The organism is Bacteroidales bacterium, from assembly GCA_021648725.1.
In the GTDB taxonomy this organism is placed as follows: domain Bacteria; phylum Bacteroidota; class Bacteroidia; order Bacteroidales; family JAADGE01; genus JAADGE01.
The window spans coordinates 50,882-68,061 of the sequence record JAKISF010000011.1; the positions used below are offsets into that span (position 1 = coordinate 50,882).

Here is a 17,180-nt window from a genome sequence, read left to right on the forward strand (position 1 = left end):
TAAAGTTGTTAATTCAGCTTTTCAATTATTATTTGTTTCAACGGGGTTTCGGGAAGCTTAAGACCTAATTTAATTATTGTACTGTCTTGTGCTACCTTTCTCTCTGTTCCGAGAATCATTAATTTTGTTTCAATTTTTGTGTGTTTTGAATGTAATATTTCCACATCATTTTTTAATGTTCTTTTTTTGATTACAAGTTCTTCGGTTCTGTATCTGTTGTAAATGAGAAAAATAATAAGGGTAACAACAAATAATATATAATACATATTTGCCGGTTTTATTTCTGAACCGAGCCACTTACCTGTTAAAATATTACGTATTATTTTATTTGTATTTGCCATTTATATTTTTTCTGCTATTCTGAGCTTGGCACTTCTTGCTCTGTTATTTTGTTTAATCTCGTTTTCATCGGGCATTATTACTTTCTTTGATATTTCTTTGAATTCTTTATGCTGTTTTCCATATATGTCTGTGATTCGGTTGCCTTCAAAATTGTTAAATTTCAGAAAGTTTTTAACAATTCTGTCTTCTAATGAGTGATAACTAATAATTACGAGTCGCCCTCCTTTTTTTATTATTTCAGGGCACTGCAACAGTAATTTTTTTAGAACATCAAGTTCTTTGTTCGTTTCTATTCTTAATGCCTGATATACTTTTGCAGTGATTTTAAATTCTTTATTCGTTTTTATTGCATTGTTAATAATTTGGTTTAGCTGTTCTAAGTTTGTTATTCTTGATTTTTCTCTGAAACTAATAATTTCTGCTGCTAATTTCCGAGAACTTTTTAGTTCTCCGTAATTTTTGAAAAGCAGAGAAAGTTTTTCTTCACTATAATTGTTTAATATGTCGAGCGATGAATGTTTTGCTTTTGTATTCATTCTCATATCCGGAATGCCCCCTAACCTGAAAGCAAAGCCTCTTTCTTTATTGTTAAATTGATGAGAAGAAACTCCTAAGTCTGCCAAAATTCCGTCGACTTTATCATATCCTGCATATTTAATAAAGTTTGACAGGTATTTAAAGTTTCCTCGAAAAAAAATAAATTTGTTTTTTAATGAGTTGTCTGATAATATTTTATCTGCATTTTTTATTGCATCTTCATCTTGATCAAGTGCTATTAACTTTCCTGTTGTTAATTCGGGTAATATTTTTTTTGTGTGTCCACCTCCTCCGAATGTAACATCAACATAAACCCCGTCGGGCTTAATATTTAATCCTTTTACCGAATCATTTAATAATACAGGAATATGATATTGATTTGACATTTTTATTTATGATAAATCTGATGTAATGTTATAATTCCGGCAAATCACCTCCCATTATTTCTTCTGCAAGATTTGCAAAATCATTTGCTTCCATGGCTACCTTTTCGTACTCTTCAATTGCCCAAAGTTCAATTTTTTGATTTTGAGCTAACAGTTTAATGTCTTTTTTTATGTTAATTTCTTCAAGCAATCTTGACGGAATTAATATTCGATTATTGGAATCAAGTTTTAGTTCTGCCGTTCCTCTATAAAATTCTCTTAAAAATGCAGAGTGTTTTTTGTTATACGGGTTCGTTTTTTTATTAATTATTGATGTTTGCCTGTCCCATTCGTCACTTGTATAGATAATTAAACATTTATCATATATGTCTTTTTTAATTACAAATTTTTTCTCAGAACTTTCCGACATCTGCTTAATGTATGCAGACGGAAAATTAACTCTCCCTTTCGAGTCAATTTTTGCCGTAAAGTCACCTATGAAATTTGCCATTAATTTTTTTTTAAATCTTAAACTACAAATATAATACATTTTTACCACTTTATCCCACTTTGCCCCACAACAAACTAATCGTCAAGTTATTAACATAGTTAACATTTAATGTATATTGCTCTATGTTAGTAAATTATGTGTTTTATTAAAAGTGAGGTGTTTAAAAAAAAAATGATATAAAAAAATTTGAGCTAAGAAAGTGATTATATATATTTGTATTTTATTTCTTGAAAATTATTTTATGAAGAATTCAGCACAAAATAAAGAAGAAAAAAAACTGATAGATATTGACAGAATAATTTCCGGGAAAAATCCTAAATTATATAAAAAGCTTCCCGAATTTATTATCAAATATATAAAAAGGACAATACACCAAGATGTATTAAATAATTTTATTCAAAAAAATAACTTAAGCACAGGGAATGAGTTTCTTGAGAATTCATTTACAACTTTTAATGTTTATTCAAAAATAATTAATGAAAATAATCTTCCTGATAACAGTAATGTAATTTTTGTGGCCAACCATCCTATCGGTAGTTTTGACGGTCTTCATATTATAAATATTCTTTTTAAAAAATACGGAAAAGTTAAGGCGGTTGTAAATGACATTCTTTTAAATGTTAAAAGTTTAAATGAGTTTTTTGTAGGCGTTAATAAACATGGTATTACTCCTCGTGAGCAAATTGCCCTTTTAAATGATATTTTTAATTCTGATTATCCGTTTTTCTTTTTCCCGTCGGGCATGGTTTCGCGAAAGAATAAAGGGAAAATAACAGACGGAGATTGGAAAAAAACATTTGTTACAAGAGCAATTAAGCATAAAAGAGATGTAATACCGATATATATTGAAGGGAAATTAAGTAATAAGTTTTACCGCTTTGCAAATATTCGAAAGTTTTTAGGAATAAAGGCGAATTTGGAAATGTTTTACTTAGTTGATGAATCAATTAAACAAAAAGGGAATACGTTGAAAATTACGATAGGAAAGCCGATAGCATATTCTAAATTTGATAAATCAAAAAGCCATTTTGAGTGGGCACAAGAAGTAAAAAAACACATTTATAAAATAGGCGAAGACATTGAACCGGAATTTTAACATATGAAAAATAAAACATTTTATTATTTTTTTGTTTAAATTTGTAAATTATAGAATTTTAAGATATCAAGAATTAATGAAAGATATTATACCTGCTGTCGATAAAGATTTATTGATTTCCGAATTAACGGAAGATAAGTTTATGCGAAGAACAAATTTCGGAGATAACGCTATTTATGTATGCACAGCACACGATTCGCCAAATGTTATGAAAGAAATAGGCAGATTAAGAGAGCATGCATTCAGGAGAGCAGGCGGAGGCTCAGGGAAAGATGCAGATATAGATGCTTATGATACCGCAGAAATACCTTATAAACAATTAATTGTTTGGGACGAAGAAGATAAAGAAATTACAGGCGGGTATCGATTTATTGATCTCAGTAAAATTCCGGCTGAAAAGCACGAAGGTATGAAACTTGCAACACAGGGCTTGCTTAATTTTTCAGATAAATTTATAAAAGAATATATGCCTTATACCATTGAGTTGGGGCGTTCTTTTGTACAACCTAATTTTCAATCGGGAAGTATAACCAGAAAAACTCTTTTTGCATTGGATAATCTTTGGGACGGTTTAGGTGCTTTATTGAATAACAATCCGAAAATAAAATATTTCTTCGGTAAAGTTACAATGTACACACATTTTGAAAAATTTTCTCGTGATTTAATTTTATATTTCATGAATAAACATTTTAAAGACCCCGAGAAATTAGTTTCCCCTATTAATCCTTTGCCTTATCATCATAATGAAACTGAACTTGCAATGGTTTTTCCGAATGATGATTACGAGAAGAATAAAAAAATATTATCAAAAGAAGTTCGTGTGAGAGGCGAAAATGTACCGCCTTTAATAAACTCTTATATGAGTTTATCCGGAACTATGAAATGTTTCGGAACTTCAATAAATACAAATTTCGGATATGTTGAAGAAACAGGTATTTTAATAACAGTTGATGATATTTATGAGAGCAAGAAAAAAAGGCATCTTGAATTTTGACAGAACTAATTTCCCTAAATTGGGTTAATGCTTTAAAATGTATGATGGTAAAAAAGAAAGCATATTTTCTGATTTTTTTCATTATATTAAATAACTTGTTTATTTTCTCACAAGAATATGACCCTTATACATACCAGAACATTAAAGAGGAATCGACTTTAAACGAAAAAATATTCTTCGGAGGAGGTTTCGGTCTTCAATTCGGCACATCAATTGTTTTAAAGCTGACACCGGAGGCGGGATACAGAATATTGCCGAATGTTGAAACAGGTATAGGCGGTTACTACTTATATGCGAAAAATTATTCTTATAATTTATCTGATAATGTTTACGGCGGAAAAGTTTTTTCCAGACTTTTTATTTATAATGACATCTTTTTACAAAGTGAATATGAAATGTTAAATATTGCTGATTATGATATCAGCACCTATTATTATACGGGTGAGCGGATTTTTATTCCCGGTTTTTTGGGCGGTATAGGCTATCGCCAAAAAATAGGTAAACGCACTGCATTTTTGTCAAGTATATTTTATAATTTTTCAATAAATGAGAAAACACCTTACCGAAACCCTGTAATAAGATTTACAATGATTTTTTAAACAAAATTATTCATCCTTCAATAATATATTTCGAATTTCAGAATATTCATCTGAAACATAAAATGAGAATAAATGTGCGATTCTTAAAGCTATGTTCTGGTTTTTGTAAGAACCGTTACGATTAACTTTTAAAAGGAACTCATATAGAGAGCTTTTTTCAGCTTCTTCAAAAAAACCGAAATTATATTTTCCGGTCAAGAAAATTGTTCTGACAGCAGATTTGATGCTCCCGCATATTGCTAAGCCTGCTTTGTCAGCCGTAAATTGCATTAATCTTGAAGCTGCTAAAAGTTTTTGTTCTTTTTCGGTTTTGCTGTCCGGTTTAAAAGTTGAGCTGTAATATTCAGATAATCTGACGGCTGCATTATAAATATTTTTACCTTTCTCAATATGATTTGAACTTTTAAGAATATTTGTAAGGCGATTTAACTTTTGCGAATTTTGGATAGACTTTCCGGCTAAACCTGCAACCGGCACAACTGTTAAAAGAGCATCTAAAAGAGTTACTCCCTTATCTGCAACACCTCTCCATACGTCTTTTGACGATATTCTTGAATGTTTAAAAAATATATGAGCAATTTCGGAAGCTATTGAAAATTGAAGTTCTCGATAGTTTAAAAATAACCCAGAATTAATATCTAAATGATGTTGACCGATAATAATAAAAGGCGGGTTTCCTTCATATCCGATAATGCTTTTTGATTTTTCACCTCTCGAGATGTAGAATTCAAGATTTTCGATGCCGAAAATTTGTTGTATGTTTTCAAAAATCTCGTACAATTTAGAATAGTTTGATTCGTCAATTTTTTCGGCATATTCTTTTAATGATGAATAGTCATCGGCTTTAATTTTAGAAATCCATTTTTGAACAGAATGAAAACTGCCTTTTTTATTTGTTGCAGGATGTCGTAATTTCGCATTTAATATGTTTTCGGGAATTTTGTTATACTTCCTTACGGGAACTTCTTTTGAGATATTTGTTAAGCCGGTTTTTTTCAGAAGGATATTGATTTTTTCAGCTTTGCTTTTCAAATCATCATTTTTTGCTTCCGATAGTTGAACTAAGTTATTTTTGTTAAGGGGTTGTAACTGAAACAGTTTCTGAATTTCATTTTCGGATTTGTTTTTACCTTTTGCAAGTGTTAACAAATTTAATATTTTAATTTTCAGAAGTTGACCGCTTTCAGAACTTGATAAGTTTAAATTTTGCGGAGGTAAAATATCAGAAATTGTTTCATCGGGAAGATGCTTCATTAATTTATTTAATATTTTAATTGCTCGTCTTTTTTTATCGGAGTCAATTAAAAAATCAGCATAGTTAATATCAAATACTGTTTGGTTTATTAAATCTTTATTCTTTTTTTTAAATTCAGTTCTTATTGTTTCATATAAGGGCATTATTTTTCTTTTTTCGTCTGGGTTATCTGCGGTTTCAACGAATAATTCTAAGAAGAAAGTTTTTTCGTTGTATGATACTTGCCACCGGTTTAATATATTGTTAATATCTTTCTTTGCATTGTCACTCAATAACAATTTCCGAGAAATTATTTTGAATTCATTTTCGGGAAAATAGTTCTGAATTGTAGTTTTGTCATTTTTGACTCTTATAATCAAAAGAAGTAAATCATTAATAGGGCTGCTTTCTTTACATTTGATGTAAGATATTAAACGTATTGCTGTATTATAATTTTTGTTTATGTAGTTTAGCCTTGCGATTTCTCTTATTCTGTCAAAATTTTCATAATCCTGAATGTTTTTTAGGAAATTAAACAGTTTTGAATTTTTTCTTTTAGGTTGCCAAACTATATCATTATACAAGATTAAATTTTTTGTGATTCTTTTTTTTATCTCAAATTTATCTTCTAATTTTTTAAAAAATATACATTCGCCTGCTTTGTTGAAGCCAAAAACAGCAGTTGATTCTTCAGTTACAATAAATGTTGAATTATAAATGTTGTTTTCTTTGTCCTGTTTTTCGGTTTTTAATGCCGACAGATTTAGTTTGACTAAAAGATGTTCCCCTTCTGTTATGTTTTTTATGAAAACTCTTTCGTTAAGATGTGTTTTTTCAATAAAAGTATTGTCAAAATCAATTTTTTCGACAATGTTTTTCTTCAGGTAATTACTATAAACAGTTTCGTATATAAAAATTGTGATTTCTTTTTTATGCGAATCATTTAATAGTGAAGATAAGCCCAAATTTGTTTGTTTTTTTTCTGTACCGTCAATGTTTTCTGCAATAATTATATCGAAATAAAGAAGCCTGCCGGTTTTAAAAAAGATAATAAGAAAGTCAGTATTTACATTTATTTTTCCGGCAAAACTTTTTGGCGAGTTAAAACGAATTTCGGTAAAGTCTTTTCCGTAATTTTTGGTATCTGTTTCTTGTTTTAGTTCATTGTGTAAAAATATTTTAACAGAACTTGTAAAAGCATCAAAGTTAAAACCGTCATATAAATAAACAACTTTAGCGTTTGTGAATATGTGGTTTAATTTGTTTAATTCCGGGTTTTCGGATGAGAGGTTTTTAAATTGCTTATTTTTTTGGCTTAATGATTCTTCAAAAATATTGTGCATACAAATTTGTTTTATTACCAAAGATAATAAAATTACCAAAATTTCTTATGTTGTTTAGAGATTATTTATTGTCTGATGTATTACTTGATGCAGCAAATCCTGTTTCCCAAATTTTTATATTACTTTCGTCACAAGAAACAATATATTTCCCGTCTTTACTGAAAACTACATCGAGTACAGGAGCCGAATGAGATTGGATTGTTTTAATACTTTGATGTGTTGATACATCCCACAAAATAAATGTGTTGTCCCAAGAACTGCTGACAATATATTTTGAATCAGGGCTTATATCAACTTTTTTTACATGCCACATATGACCTCGCATAACTGCAATATTATCAAAGGTTTCCAAGTCCCAAATTTTCACGGTATTATCTTTTGCCCCTGTTACAAAAAACTTTTGGTTCGGGCTTATTGCTAATGTTGTTATAACATTTGTATGACCTTCTATTGATTTTACCTGAAGTTGTTTTGAAATGTCCCATTTTTTTATTCTTCGGTCGCCGGAGACACTTATAATATATTTCCCGTCATTAGTTACTTTTAAAGCATATACTCTGTCTTTGTGTCCCCAAAGTGTTCTGTATCTTTTTGTAGATACTAATTCCCATACACTGATTACTTGGTCTGTTCCGCCTGTTACAACATAAATTCCGTTAGGTGTGAATTCTGCACTCCAAACTTCGTCTCCGTTTCCGGTGTATGATTTTAATTGTTTTCCGGTATTAATGCTCCAAACTACGGCAGTTCTGTCTTGACCGGCAGAAATAAAATATTTTTCTTTTTTATCAAATGAAATGGAATTTATTTCACCTGTATGTCTTTTTAACGAATATATAATTTTGCCCGTAAAAGGCTCATAAGCAACAATTTCTCCTGTGTTAAAGCCGCAAATAATTTTTTGATTGTCCGGCGATATATTTACGGCTGTAATAAACTTCCCTTCAACGCTTATGGTGTTTATTTCTTTAAGGTTTTGACTGTTAATTTGCAGAAAATTCAATAAAAACAGCAAGGTAATTATATTGATTTTGATTATTCGGGATTTCATTTTTTGGCTTTTTAATTAATTTCGGTTAAAATACGACTACTTTGTCAGTTGACCAAATTTCTTTGATAAAAGTTGCTTTCATATTTGTTAAATTTGCAAAAGAAGTTGTTTTTTATGCTTTTAAAAATTCAATAAAGAACTTTGTGCCTTTGTTTACTTTTGATTCAAACCAAATATCGCCACCTGCACTGTTTACAATGTTTTTGACTATTGCCAACCCTATTCCCATACCCGTAGTTTTTGTTGTGAAACTTGGTTCAAAAAGACGGTTTTTTTTATCATTTGGTATTCCTGCTCCGTTATCTTCAATAATAACTGTTACTTTTGTTTGACCGGTCAGTAATAAAACTTTAATTTTCCCTTTTCTTTTTTTCGGTATTGCTTGTATTGAGTTTTTTATTAGGTTAATAAAGACCCTGGACACTTGCTCTTTGTCAGCAATTATATAAATATTATCATTTTTCTTATAATCAAAGCTTATATCAATATTCTCGGTGTTTTCAAACAAACCGGTAACAGTTTTTAATTTTTGTATAATATTTACTTCTTCGTTTCTTGCTTTGGGCATTTTTGCAAAAGCTGAAAATTCAGATGCAATTGATGATAATGTATTAATTTGCTCTATAAGAGTTTCAGAAACAGAGTTTAATCGCTTTTCAAAACCTTTAGTATCGTCTATTTTATCGTACCATGTTTTTTGAAGTAGCTGAATGCTTAATTTCATGGGTGTAAGCGGGTTTTTTATTTCATGAGCAATTTGTTTTGCCATTTCTCTCCACGCACTTTCTCTTTCAGACTCTGCCAGCTTTTTAACACTGGTTTCAAGCTTACTTACCATTAAATTATATTCTTTTACGAGTGCACCTATTTCATCATCCTTATTATAAATAATCTCTTGTTGTTTTTTTCCAAGTTGAACTGCTTTAAATTTGCTTTGCAGCATTCTTAGGGGTCTTGTAATTTCTGTTGAAATAATAAAAGCTAAAAATATTGTTAATAAGAATAATACAACATATAGGTTTAGTGTTGTGATAAGAACATCTGATATGTTTTTTTTAAGTTTGTTGGTTTTAATAAAATAAGGCAAATTGATATATGAAATAATTTTGTTATTATCATTTTTAAGTGGGATATAAATTGATGAATACTCTAAATTGCCGATTTTTTCTTTGTGAATAAACTCTGTTTTTTTATATAAAGACATCGCTTTAAAAGCTTCTGAGTCCATTTGTTTGCCTATTAAACCTTTATTGAAAATTTCAGACCTTGAAGTTGCAAGCAGATACCCGTTTAAATCGTATAAGTTAATATCAGAGAAGAACACTTGAGAGAATTTAATTAAAAGTTCGTCAAGGTGATCATATCTGTCGGTGTGCCATGCCGGCGTAAGTTCTTCCTCATCTTGCAACTTATGTTTTAATTCAACTAAAACAGATTGGATTTTATCTCCTATTTCTTTATCAATGGTTTCTTGATATTGCTTAACTGTATAATAAACTGTACCGATTCCAAAAATAACAAATGAAATAACAAGAATAAATATCATTGCAAACCTTAGTTGATTTGTAAAATTAAATTTTAACTTTTTAACTACAAATCTGTAATCTGAGAAAAGAATAGAAATAAATACAAGAAAATTGTAAAAAACGAATAAATAGGCAAATGAAATTATTAAATCAAAAGTCTTTGTTTTTTCCTTACTTAATACAATTCTTTGTCCTTTTTTATCGGACAAGACCAAATGGTTGTAGCCGTTTAATTCTATGCTATACCTCTGGTCTGAGCTAATTGCGAAATCTTTATCTATTAAGTCATAAAAATATTTGCCGGATTTAACGGAGAGAATACCGTTATTATATTTTGCATAAGAATAATTTTCATATTCTGTTTTTGTTTGTGTGCTTTTATCAATTAATAATTTCGGATACCCAAGGCTTTTTGATATAAGCTTCTCGTTTAGTGTTATATATAAGGTTAGATCTCTGTTGTCAATATATTCGGGAATTTTTATAACACCTGTATATATTATTTTTCCCGAATTGTCATTTAAGAACCAAAATACTGTATTCTCAACTTTTTTACCAAACTCATTAAATTTGTTACTATAGTATCCTTGACAATTTAAAGCTTGGTTTGCCGATTCATAAAATTCGGTATTTCCGCACAAGCTAAGTGAAAGGTCATATTTTTCCCAAAAACCGTAAAAGTATTTTCGTCTTAAGTATTCGTGAATAATTAAGTCTTGGTCAAAACTGACATTTGTAATCTTATTTATTAAAACCGTATCGTTTACTAACCTGTTGTTGATTTCTCGTAAAAACCGTTCAGCCATCTCATCTCTTTCATCTGCAAGCCGATTTATTAATATACTTTCTTTTTGTGCTTCTTTTATTCGATTGTCAGAATGTTCAAAAATGACTATGAAAACAGAAAAGGCAAAAATTATGCTGATAACTGAATAGTATGAATAATCCTGTTTGTAATAACGAATGAATATCAGAATGACAATAAAAACAATGAATGACAGAACTTGAAATGTGCAAAATTCATTAATAAAATAATAATTTAATATTACGAGAATTAATGACGAAAAAAGCAAAGTTACTATCGTATTAATTGCTTTTGTTATTCGGCTTGTAAGTTTTATAAAGTGATCCGAAATAATAATAAATGACAAAAATGCAATGCCGATTAAAAGGTGTGCAAAAAAGGCGTATATATCAAATTCTTTAAGGTTTTGAATGTTGACAGTAATTGTAGAATTTAATAAAAATGCAGAAATTGTTTCGTATATCAATAAATAGTAGTAAAAAATAACTAAAATGTACCCGAAAATGAATAAATAAATAAAACTTTCATTTTTTTTATTAAGCTTATCAACAATACTTTCGAAAGGTATTACCCTAAATAAATTTACAGAAATAAAAACAACGACAGATGCATATATTAACAGTTTTGCAAAAGAAGAAAACGGAAATGTTCCGCTATACAGTTCCCTTGAATTAAAAGTATTATCAATTAAAAAACCGTTAAACGAAAATTCTGAAATAATTATAAGAATAACAGAAATCCCTACGGTTATTGCAGCACTGATTAAAAAAGAGTTTTTTTTATCGGAAATAAATTTTAATAAAATCGTAAAAAAGAATAAAACCGAAATTATTGAAAAATAAAACAGTAAAAACGGTAATTCCGAAGTTTCATATTCCGAATCAAAATTTTTAGAAGGGATTAATGAAAAAAGATATTTTCCCTCTTTGTTATTGATGTCCCTTCCTATGCTGATAGGTGAAGTTGACAAGATTACGGAAGAAGGAATATCTGCACCGATTACAAATTCTGTTTTTAAATACTGATTGTCATAATAATAATTATTCTTAATTTTTAAAAGACCGATAATATTACAATCTTTCAAATTAACTTTTGCAACTTCATACCAGCCGTTACCTAATTTAACAATTTTACTATCCCTGAAAACAGAATCATTATAAATATAAGGAATAGGTACAGTATTGCTTGTCCAAAATTTCAACGAATCATTCTGGTATATTAAAACAGTAAATTTCGAATTTTGATTATTCGTAATTCCTTCAAATAACAATCTTATATTACTATCGGAAGAAATGCTTTTTGCAGTTTTTGAAACTATTGTTTCAAGCTCATCTTCAAGGGGATGCAAAATCGACTCAATATATTCTGTGTCAATAATATAGTTCAATTTACTTTCTTCGTATTTATTTACCAAATAAGATGAAATAAACAAAACTGCAGGAATAATTGCTAATATTATGAGTTTCCGATTTTTAGTCATTATGGTATGGCTCTCCTTTTATAATAGTAAATGCTCTGTATAGTTGTTCTGCAAATAAAAGTCTTACGGGTTGATGCGAGAAAGTCATTTTAGATAATGAAATTTTTTCGTTTGCTCTTTTGTAAACTTGCTCCGAAAAACCGTAAGCTCCGCCTATTAAAAAAATAAGATGTTTAACGCCCGTGCTGTTTTTGTGGCTAATAAACTTTGCAAATTCTCTTGATGTAAATTGCTTGCCTTTTTCGTCAAGTAAAATTAATATGTCATTTTCTTTAATATACTTTAAAATTCCCTCTCCTTCTTTTTGTTTTACCGTTTTTAAGGGCATGCTTTTGCTCGCTTTTAAATCTTTTATCGTTTTAATTTCAAAATCAATATAGCGGTTTATTCTTTTTTCATATTCCTTTATTCCCTTTTCAAGATAATCAGATGAGGTTTTCCCTGTAAAAAATAATGATAATTTCACGGTTTACTGTTTTATACGATAAAGAATTAATACGAAATTAAGTATATTTTCTTAATGCAAACAAAAAAAAGGATAATTTCAGAACTTTCAGCCGAAATTACCCTTTATCACTTTTTTATAGTTAATTTATCCTCTTCTTCTTTCTAACAGAAGCATCATCATACTTCCGAGTAGAATCCTTAATTCTTCTCCCGATTCAAATTCGGCAAGTTTATCAATAGAAAATTTTCTGCCGAAAAAAGATTTTTCTTTTTTTATTCTTGCGACAAGTGTTCCGTCAGGTCTTGTAACTGTGTATTTCGGATTAAATAAATACCCTGTTAACATTCCTAATAAAGGAACTTCCGAAAGCATTGCATCCATAACTTTTGCAAAAGGATTTTCTTCTTGAATTACTAAATCTTGTCGGTCGTTTTCATCATAAAGCTCATATTTTGCTTTCCATAAAGATTTCCAGCCTTTTCTGGCAACTTTGCCGAGGTTTGTTTCTTCTGCATCAGTAAAATTATATGCAGTATTAAAATCTAACCACTTATTGGCTTTAATATGATATTTTTCTGTTGATTTAGTTTCGTCAGAAAATACCACCACTTTTTCTTTAAGTTTAAACATTTTTTGTCTGACATAAGCAATTGTTTGGTCATTAGCATCTTTTGCCGTAAAATCGTTTGATAAAGTTCCTATTTTAAAGGTAAATTTTAAAGGGTAGTTTAATGTGTCCATTTTTAGAATATTTAATTAAGAAAACAAAGATAGTTTATTTATGGATAGTTTGCAGAATTTTCCTCCGAATAATATTCAAATATTGTAATTTAAACATTAAAAATCGCATTTGATAGTATTTATTACAGAATTATATGAACTTACTATATATTTGCAGCACACAAAACAAATATGGAAATACTAAGAACACAAAAAGTAGTAAAGCAATTTGAAAATCACAGAGCTTTATCCGAAATAAGTATAAGTGTTGAAGAAGGAACCGTTTTCGGCTTGTTAGGACCGAACGGTGCAGGAAAAACAACTTTAATAAGAATAATTAATCAGATAACTGCACCCGACGAAGGTGAGGTTTTTTTATTTAACGAAAAACTGAAACCGGAACATATAAAAGATATCGGTTATCTTCCGGAGGAAAGAGGTTTGTATAAAAAAATGAAAGTAGGAGAGCAAGCAATGTATTTTGCACAGCTTAAGGGAATGTCAAAAAATGATGCAAAAGCAAAGCTTAATAGTTTATTTGATAAATTTGAAATTAACGATTGGTGGAATAAAAAAGTTGAAGAACTTTCAAAAGGCATGCAGCAAAAAGTGCAGTTTATAACAACGATTGTTCATGAACCGAAGTTGTTAATTTTTGACGAGCCCTTCAGCGGTTTTGACCCGATTAATGCCGATATTCTGAAAAAAGAAATTCTTGCTTTAAGAGATAAAGGAACTTCTGTTATTTTTTCAACACACAATATGGCTTCGGTTGAAGAAGTTTGCGACCATATTGCTCTTATAGATAATTCGCATAAGATACTTGACGGAAAAGTTTCAGAAATAAAAGAACAGTTCAAATCAAATGTTTTTGAGATTGTTTTTGACGGAAACTTCAATAAATTTTCTGCAAGCTTAACGGCTGACTATGAGCTAGTAGAAAACATACAGCAAAACGGAACATCAATAGTAAAAGTAAAACTTTTGAATAAAATAAGTCCGAATGAATTGCTTTCGAAAATGTTGCAATTCGGTAAAATAATTTCGTTTAATGAAGTTATTCCGAGTATGCATGATATTTTTGTTAAAGCCGTTAAAGGGAATAATCAATAATTTTTTGTTGCGTTGTTCAATACTAATAAAACAATATGTCGAATAACAAACCAGGCTCATAGCTTCTAAATAATACTAAATAAAAAAACATGAATAAAATACCGTTAATCATAAAACGTGAATATCTTACAAGAGTTAAGAAAAAATCTTTTATTATAATGACGATTGTCGGACCGATATTAATGGCAGCACTTTTTATTGCTCCTGTTTGGCTGGGAATGATGGATGATAACGAAAAAAAAACAATTTCGGTTTATGATGAATCCGGTAAATATAAAAATGCTTTTGAAGATACCGAAACATTAACATTTCGTTTTTTGGATGAACCGGACATTAAAAAAAGAGAACAAGATTTCTTAGAATCGGGAAATTATGCAATGTTGACAATTTCAGATACAATTAAGAACGAATTTGTGCTCTACTCTGAAAAAGCTCCTGATTTAAGTGTAAAAGAACAGATAACGGGAAGAATGGAACGGTTTGTCGAGGCTGAAAATTTCAAAAAACTAGGCATTAATAAAGCTGAAATTGATTCTGCAAAAGTTGACATTTATCTCGAAACTTACACACTTACAGAAGAAGGAGTTGAAAAAAGTTCAGCTGAACTGGGAATTGCAATCGGATTTATTTCTGCATTTGTCATCTATATTTTTATTTTTATGTACGGTGTGCAAGTAATGAAAGGTGTTATTGAAGAAAAAATTAACAGAGTAGTGGAAGTTCTTATTTCTTCTGTGAAACCCTTTCAGTTAATGGCAGGTAAAATTATAGGAATTGCTTTGGTTGCATTAACACAGTTTGTTTTGTGGGCTGTGCTTACCGGAGTAATCGTGAGTTTTGTATATTTTGCTTTCGGAGAAAGTATGATGCCGCAAGGTCAGGATTTAAGTCAAATTCAAAATATGTCAACTCAACAAATGGAAGAGCTTGTCGGAAATAATCAGTTTTCAGACCTTATTGTCGGATTAATAAATTTTAATTGGTTTGCAATAATCAGCACATTTTTGGTTTTCTTTGCCGGAGGATACTTGCTTTATTCATCACTTTTTGCAGCAATAGGTGCAGCTGTTGATAATGAAACAGATACACAACAGTTTATGCTTCCGGTAACAGTTCCTCTTATCTTAGCAATTGTATCAGCTCAAGGGATTGTTAAAAACCCCGACGGAACTTTAGCTTTCTGGCTTTCAATAATTCCGTTTACGTCTCCGATAATAATGCCTTTACGTGTTGCCATGGGAAGATACGAAGTTTGGGAACTTCTGTTATCGGCAGGTTTGTTGACAGGTGCATTTATTGCAACAGTTTGGCTTGCCGCAAAAATTTATAAGGTCGGAATTTTAATGTACGGAAAGAAAGTTAGTTATAAAGAACTTTGGAAGTGGTTGAGGTATAAATAATATAACAATATAAGATGAAAGACAGAATATATATAAAACAATGGTTAAAATTAAAACCTGAACGAAAATCAAATATAACCGACAGTTATTATTTGAGATTAGCAAATAAAATAAAAAAAGAAATAAGTCCGAAAAATACTTTTTTATTTCGTAATTATTTGGGAGAAGAAGATTATAATTTAATGTTTTGTTTCCTCTCTTCATATTTTGAGGATGTAATTTCGGGTGTAAATATCTGGAAAACATTTGTAAAAAAACATAATGAATTATACGGTAAAAAATTACCGTTTTATAATACTGAAGAATATTTTGATGATGAAATAAACATTCAGGATGTTCAGTTATTAATTTGGTATTTTATTAACTCATATGTTGAAGATATGGTAATAAGCCCTTTTAATGATTTTATTAAAACTACCGCAACAGAAGTAATGGGTGTTTTTGAAAAAGAATATGAATACGCACCTGAAAATTTGGTGTTGAAAAAACATTATCATATAAATAAAACAGAAGAAGATTATTATAAAATAAGAGCAGTCATTGATAAAATACTATACCAAACATGGTTGTTTTATCCTAACACAGGATTGAAATTAGATATCAGAGAGAAAGAGATTATTGAGGAAAATAAAAAAGAAGGTAATGTAATGAGCTATCTTCAAGAAAACAGAGATATCAGTGTTCATAACGATAAAACAACATTGTTAAATATGAAAGGCAATGAATGGTTAGCAGAAGTACTTGGGGAAAAGCACCCTTTGTATAAAGATATTTTAGACATTACACAAAAAATAAAAGGCTTCTTTTATTATAAGAAACAAGATGGCAGATATATTTATTTAGAGCATATAGCAACAGGCAAGAAGTTTAACTTGTTAAAGTCAACATACGATACACATTATGAGCTGATTGTAAAAAATACGGTTCTTTATATCGGATTGGTTAAATGGCAAAAGGAATGGTGGTTTTCCGGAATAACATTTATTAATGAATACAGTGCAGAGATTATTAAAGAACAAAAGAACAATTTACACGCAAAAAGAGAACTTGATTTCTTAGATTATGATAAAGATGTTCTTATTGACAACTTGAAAAACCAATTTGATGTGTTTTTGAAATTTAATAACGGTTCTCCCGTTAAGTTTTTATCTGCATCAGAAATAAATAACTTCTTATCCGAATATTTTTCATTTTTTAACAATTCTTTGAAACTCTCTGAAAAGGAAGAAAAAAAATCAAAGAACAAAATAAAAAATAAAGGATATTCTTTTGATAAAGATGACATGGATTTTTCAGAAGATTCGGAAAACGCTTTAATTTTTTTCAACGAAAAATCCGGCATTGAGTTAGCATCGGATATAAATAGTGCATTTCCTTCAAAAGAAAATCCTTATTTTGTTGAGGAAGAAAGCAATGAAAATATAACTTTTTTAATTTTTTCCGATAATTTTTCGAAAGAGTTAGTTCTATACTGTATAAACAATTTTAAAGAAAAATTAAGTTATTTTAAAAGTAATCCGGGTAAATTATATTTAAAAGACCTTGATTTTTTAATGCGGTTTTATAAAAATGAGAATTATGCTTCAAAACCAAGTATTACTTTAATTTAAAAGGAG

Annotated in this window: 14 protein-coding genes; 6 read left to right on the forward strand and 8 right to left on the reverse strand. The window is 29.4% G+C overall.

Annotated elements, in window-relative coordinates; translation table 11 throughout:
* Positions 1 to 8 precede the first annotated feature (8 nt).
* The 3 genes from L3J35_06120 to L3J35_06130 are packed head-to-tail and all read right to left on the reverse strand — an operon-like array spanning position 9 to position 1,755.
* Positions 9 to 341, reverse strand: a complete 333-nt coding sequence (locus tag L3J35_06120) for a hypothetical protein (GenBank protein MCF6365763.1) — start codon at positions 339 to 341, stop codon at positions 9 to 11.
* Positions 342 to 1,265, reverse strand: a complete 924-nt coding sequence (gene rsmH, locus L3J35_06125; GenBank protein MCF6365764.1) for a 16S rRNA (cytosine(1402)-N(4))-methyltransferase RsmH — start codon at positions 1,263 to 1,265, stop codon at positions 342 to 344.
* A 28-nt stretch (positions 1,266 to 1,293) separates the two neighbouring features.
* On the reverse strand, positions 1,294 to 1,755 hold the full coding sequence (locus L3J35_06130; GenBank protein MCF6365765.1) for a protein mraZ: 462 nt from the start codon (positions 1,753 to 1,755) through the stop codon (positions 1,294 to 1,296).
* A gap of 241 nt (positions 1,756 to 1,996) precedes the next feature.
* Between L3J35_06130 and L3J35_06135 the strand changes: the two genes are divergently transcribed.
* The 3 genes from L3J35_06135 (at position 1,997) to L3J35_06145 (ending at position 4,444) form a co-directional block, all read left to right on the forward strand.
* Entirely contained in the window at positions 1,997 to 2,851 is an 855-nt protein-coding gene (locus L3J35_06135) for a 1-acyl-sn-glycerol-3-phosphate acyltransferase (GenBank protein MCF6365766.1), read from the forward strand.
* A gap of 76 nt (positions 2,852 to 2,927) precedes the next feature.
* Positions 2,928 to 3,845, forward strand: a complete 918-nt coding sequence (locus L3J35_06140) for a GNAT family N-acetyltransferase (protein ID MCF6365767.1) — start codon at positions 2,928 to 2,930, stop codon at positions 3,843 to 3,845.
* A 41-nt stretch (positions 3,846 to 3,886) separates the two neighbouring features.
* A complete protein-coding gene (locus L3J35_06145) occupies positions 3,887 to 4,444 on the forward strand; it encodes a hypothetical protein (GenBank protein MCF6365768.1) in 558 nt (185 codons plus the stop codon).
* A gap of 6 nt (positions 4,445 to 4,450) precedes the next feature.
* Here L3J35_06145 and L3J35_06150 read toward each other — a convergent pair whose 3' ends face one another.
* From L3J35_06150 to L3J35_06170, 5 genes are all read right to left on the reverse strand, one after another.
* Positions 4,451 to 7,021, reverse strand: coding sequence for a hypothetical protein (locus tag L3J35_06150; GenBank protein MCF6365769.1), 2,571 nt, complete (start codon positions 7,019 to 7,021; stop codon positions 4,451 to 4,453).
* A 61-nt stretch (positions 7,022 to 7,082) separates the two neighbouring features.
* On the reverse strand, positions 7,083 to 8,072 hold the full coding sequence (locus tag L3J35_06155) for a WD40 repeat domain-containing protein (GenBank protein ID MCF6365770.1): 990 nt from the start codon (positions 8,070 to 8,072) through the stop codon (positions 7,083 to 7,085).
* Positions 8,073 to 8,184: 112 nt separating this feature from the next.
* The gene (locus L3J35_06160) at positions 8,185 to 11,883 is read right to left on the reverse strand and encodes an ATP-binding protein (GenBank protein MCF6365771.1); all 3,699 of its coding nucleotides are present in this window, start codon (positions 11,881 to 11,883) and stop codon (positions 8,185 to 8,187) included.
* Positions 11,876 to 12,349, reverse strand: a complete 474-nt coding sequence (gene rlmH, locus L3J35_06165; GenBank protein ID MCF6365772.1) for a 23S rRNA (pseudouridine(1915)-N(3))-methyltransferase RlmH — start codon at positions 12,347 to 12,349, stop codon at positions 11,876 to 11,878. The genes L3J35_06160 and rlmH overlap by 8 nt, the downstream gene beginning before the upstream one ends.
* A gap of 126 nt (positions 12,350 to 12,475) precedes the next feature.
* The gene (locus tag L3J35_06170) at positions 12,476 to 13,072 is read right to left on the reverse strand and encodes a hypothetical protein (protein MCF6365773.1); all 597 of its coding nucleotides are present in this window, start codon (positions 13,070 to 13,072) and stop codon (positions 12,476 to 12,478) included.
* 171 nt (positions 13,073 to 13,243) lie between these two features.
* On the opposite strand from L3J35_06170, the gene L3J35_06175 reads away from it, so the two are divergent.
* The 3 genes from L3J35_06175 (at position 13,244) to L3J35_06185 (ending at position 17,174) form a co-directional block, all read left to right on the forward strand.
* The gene (locus L3J35_06175) at positions 13,244 to 14,164 is read left to right on the forward strand and encodes an ATP-binding cassette domain-containing protein (protein MCF6365774.1); all 921 of its coding nucleotides are present in this window, start codon (positions 13,244 to 13,246) and stop codon (positions 14,162 to 14,164) included.
* 89 nt (positions 14,165 to 14,253) lie between these two features.
* Positions 14,254 to 15,564, forward strand: a complete 1,311-nt coding sequence (locus L3J35_06180) for an ABC transporter permease (GenBank protein ID MCF6365775.1) — start codon at positions 14,254 to 14,256, stop codon at positions 15,562 to 15,564.
* A gap of 14 nt (positions 15,565 to 15,578) precedes the next feature.
* Positions 15,579 to 17,174, forward strand: coding sequence for a DUF3843 family protein (locus tag L3J35_06185; GenBank protein MCF6365776.1), 1,596 nt, complete (start codon positions 15,579 to 15,581; stop codon positions 17,172 to 17,174).
* Positions 17,175 to 17,180 lie beyond the last annotated feature (6 nt).

Bases quoted from the DNA above. Each gene is read 5' to 3' on its own strand.
- L3J35_06120 (MCF6365763.1), bottom strand. From the start codon at position 341: ATGGCAAATACAAATAAAATAATACGTAATATTTTAACAGGTAAGTGG.
- rsmH (MCF6365764.1), bottom strand. From the start codon at position 1,265: ATGTCAAATCAATATCATATTCCTGTATTATTAAATGATTCGGTAAAA.
- L3J35_06130 (MCF6365765.1), bottom strand. From the start codon at position 1,755: ATGGCAAATTTCATAGGTGACTTTACGGCAAAAATTGACTCGAAAGGG.
- L3J35_06135 (MCF6365766.1), top strand. From the start codon at position 1,997: ATGAAGAATTCAGCACAAAATAAAGAAGAAAAAAAACTGATAGATATT.
- L3J35_06140 (MCF6365767.1), top strand. From the start codon at position 2,928: ATGAAAGATATTATACCTGCTGTCGATAAAGATTTATTGATTTCCGAA.
- L3J35_06145 (MCF6365768.1), top strand. From the start codon at position 3,887: ATGATGGTAAAAAAGAAAGCATATTTTCTGATTTTTTTCATTATATTA.
- L3J35_06150 (MCF6365769.1), bottom strand. From the start codon at position 7,021: ATGCACAATATTTTTGAAGAATCATTAAGCCAAAAAAATAAGCAATTT.
- L3J35_06155 (MCF6365770.1), bottom strand. From the start codon at position 8,072: ATGAAATCCCGAATAATCAAAATCAATATAATTACCTTGCTGTTTTTA.
- L3J35_06160 (MCF6365771.1), bottom strand. From the start codon at position 11,883: ATGACTAAAAATCGGAAACTCATAATATTAGCAATTATTCCTGCAGTT.
- L3J35_06170 (MCF6365773.1), bottom strand. From the start codon at position 13,072: ATGGACACATTAAACTACCCTTTAAAATTTACCTTTAAAATAGGAACT.
- L3J35_06175 (MCF6365774.1), top strand. From the start codon at position 13,244: ATGGAAATACTAAGAACACAAAAAGTAGTAAAGCAATTTGAAAATCAC.
- L3J35_06180 (MCF6365775.1), top strand. From the start codon at position 14,254: ATGAATAAAATACCGTTAATCATAAAACGTGAATATCTTACAAGAGTT.
- L3J35_06185 (MCF6365776.1), top strand. From the start codon at position 15,579: ATGAAAGACAGAATATATATAAAACAATGGTTAAAATTAAAACCTGAA.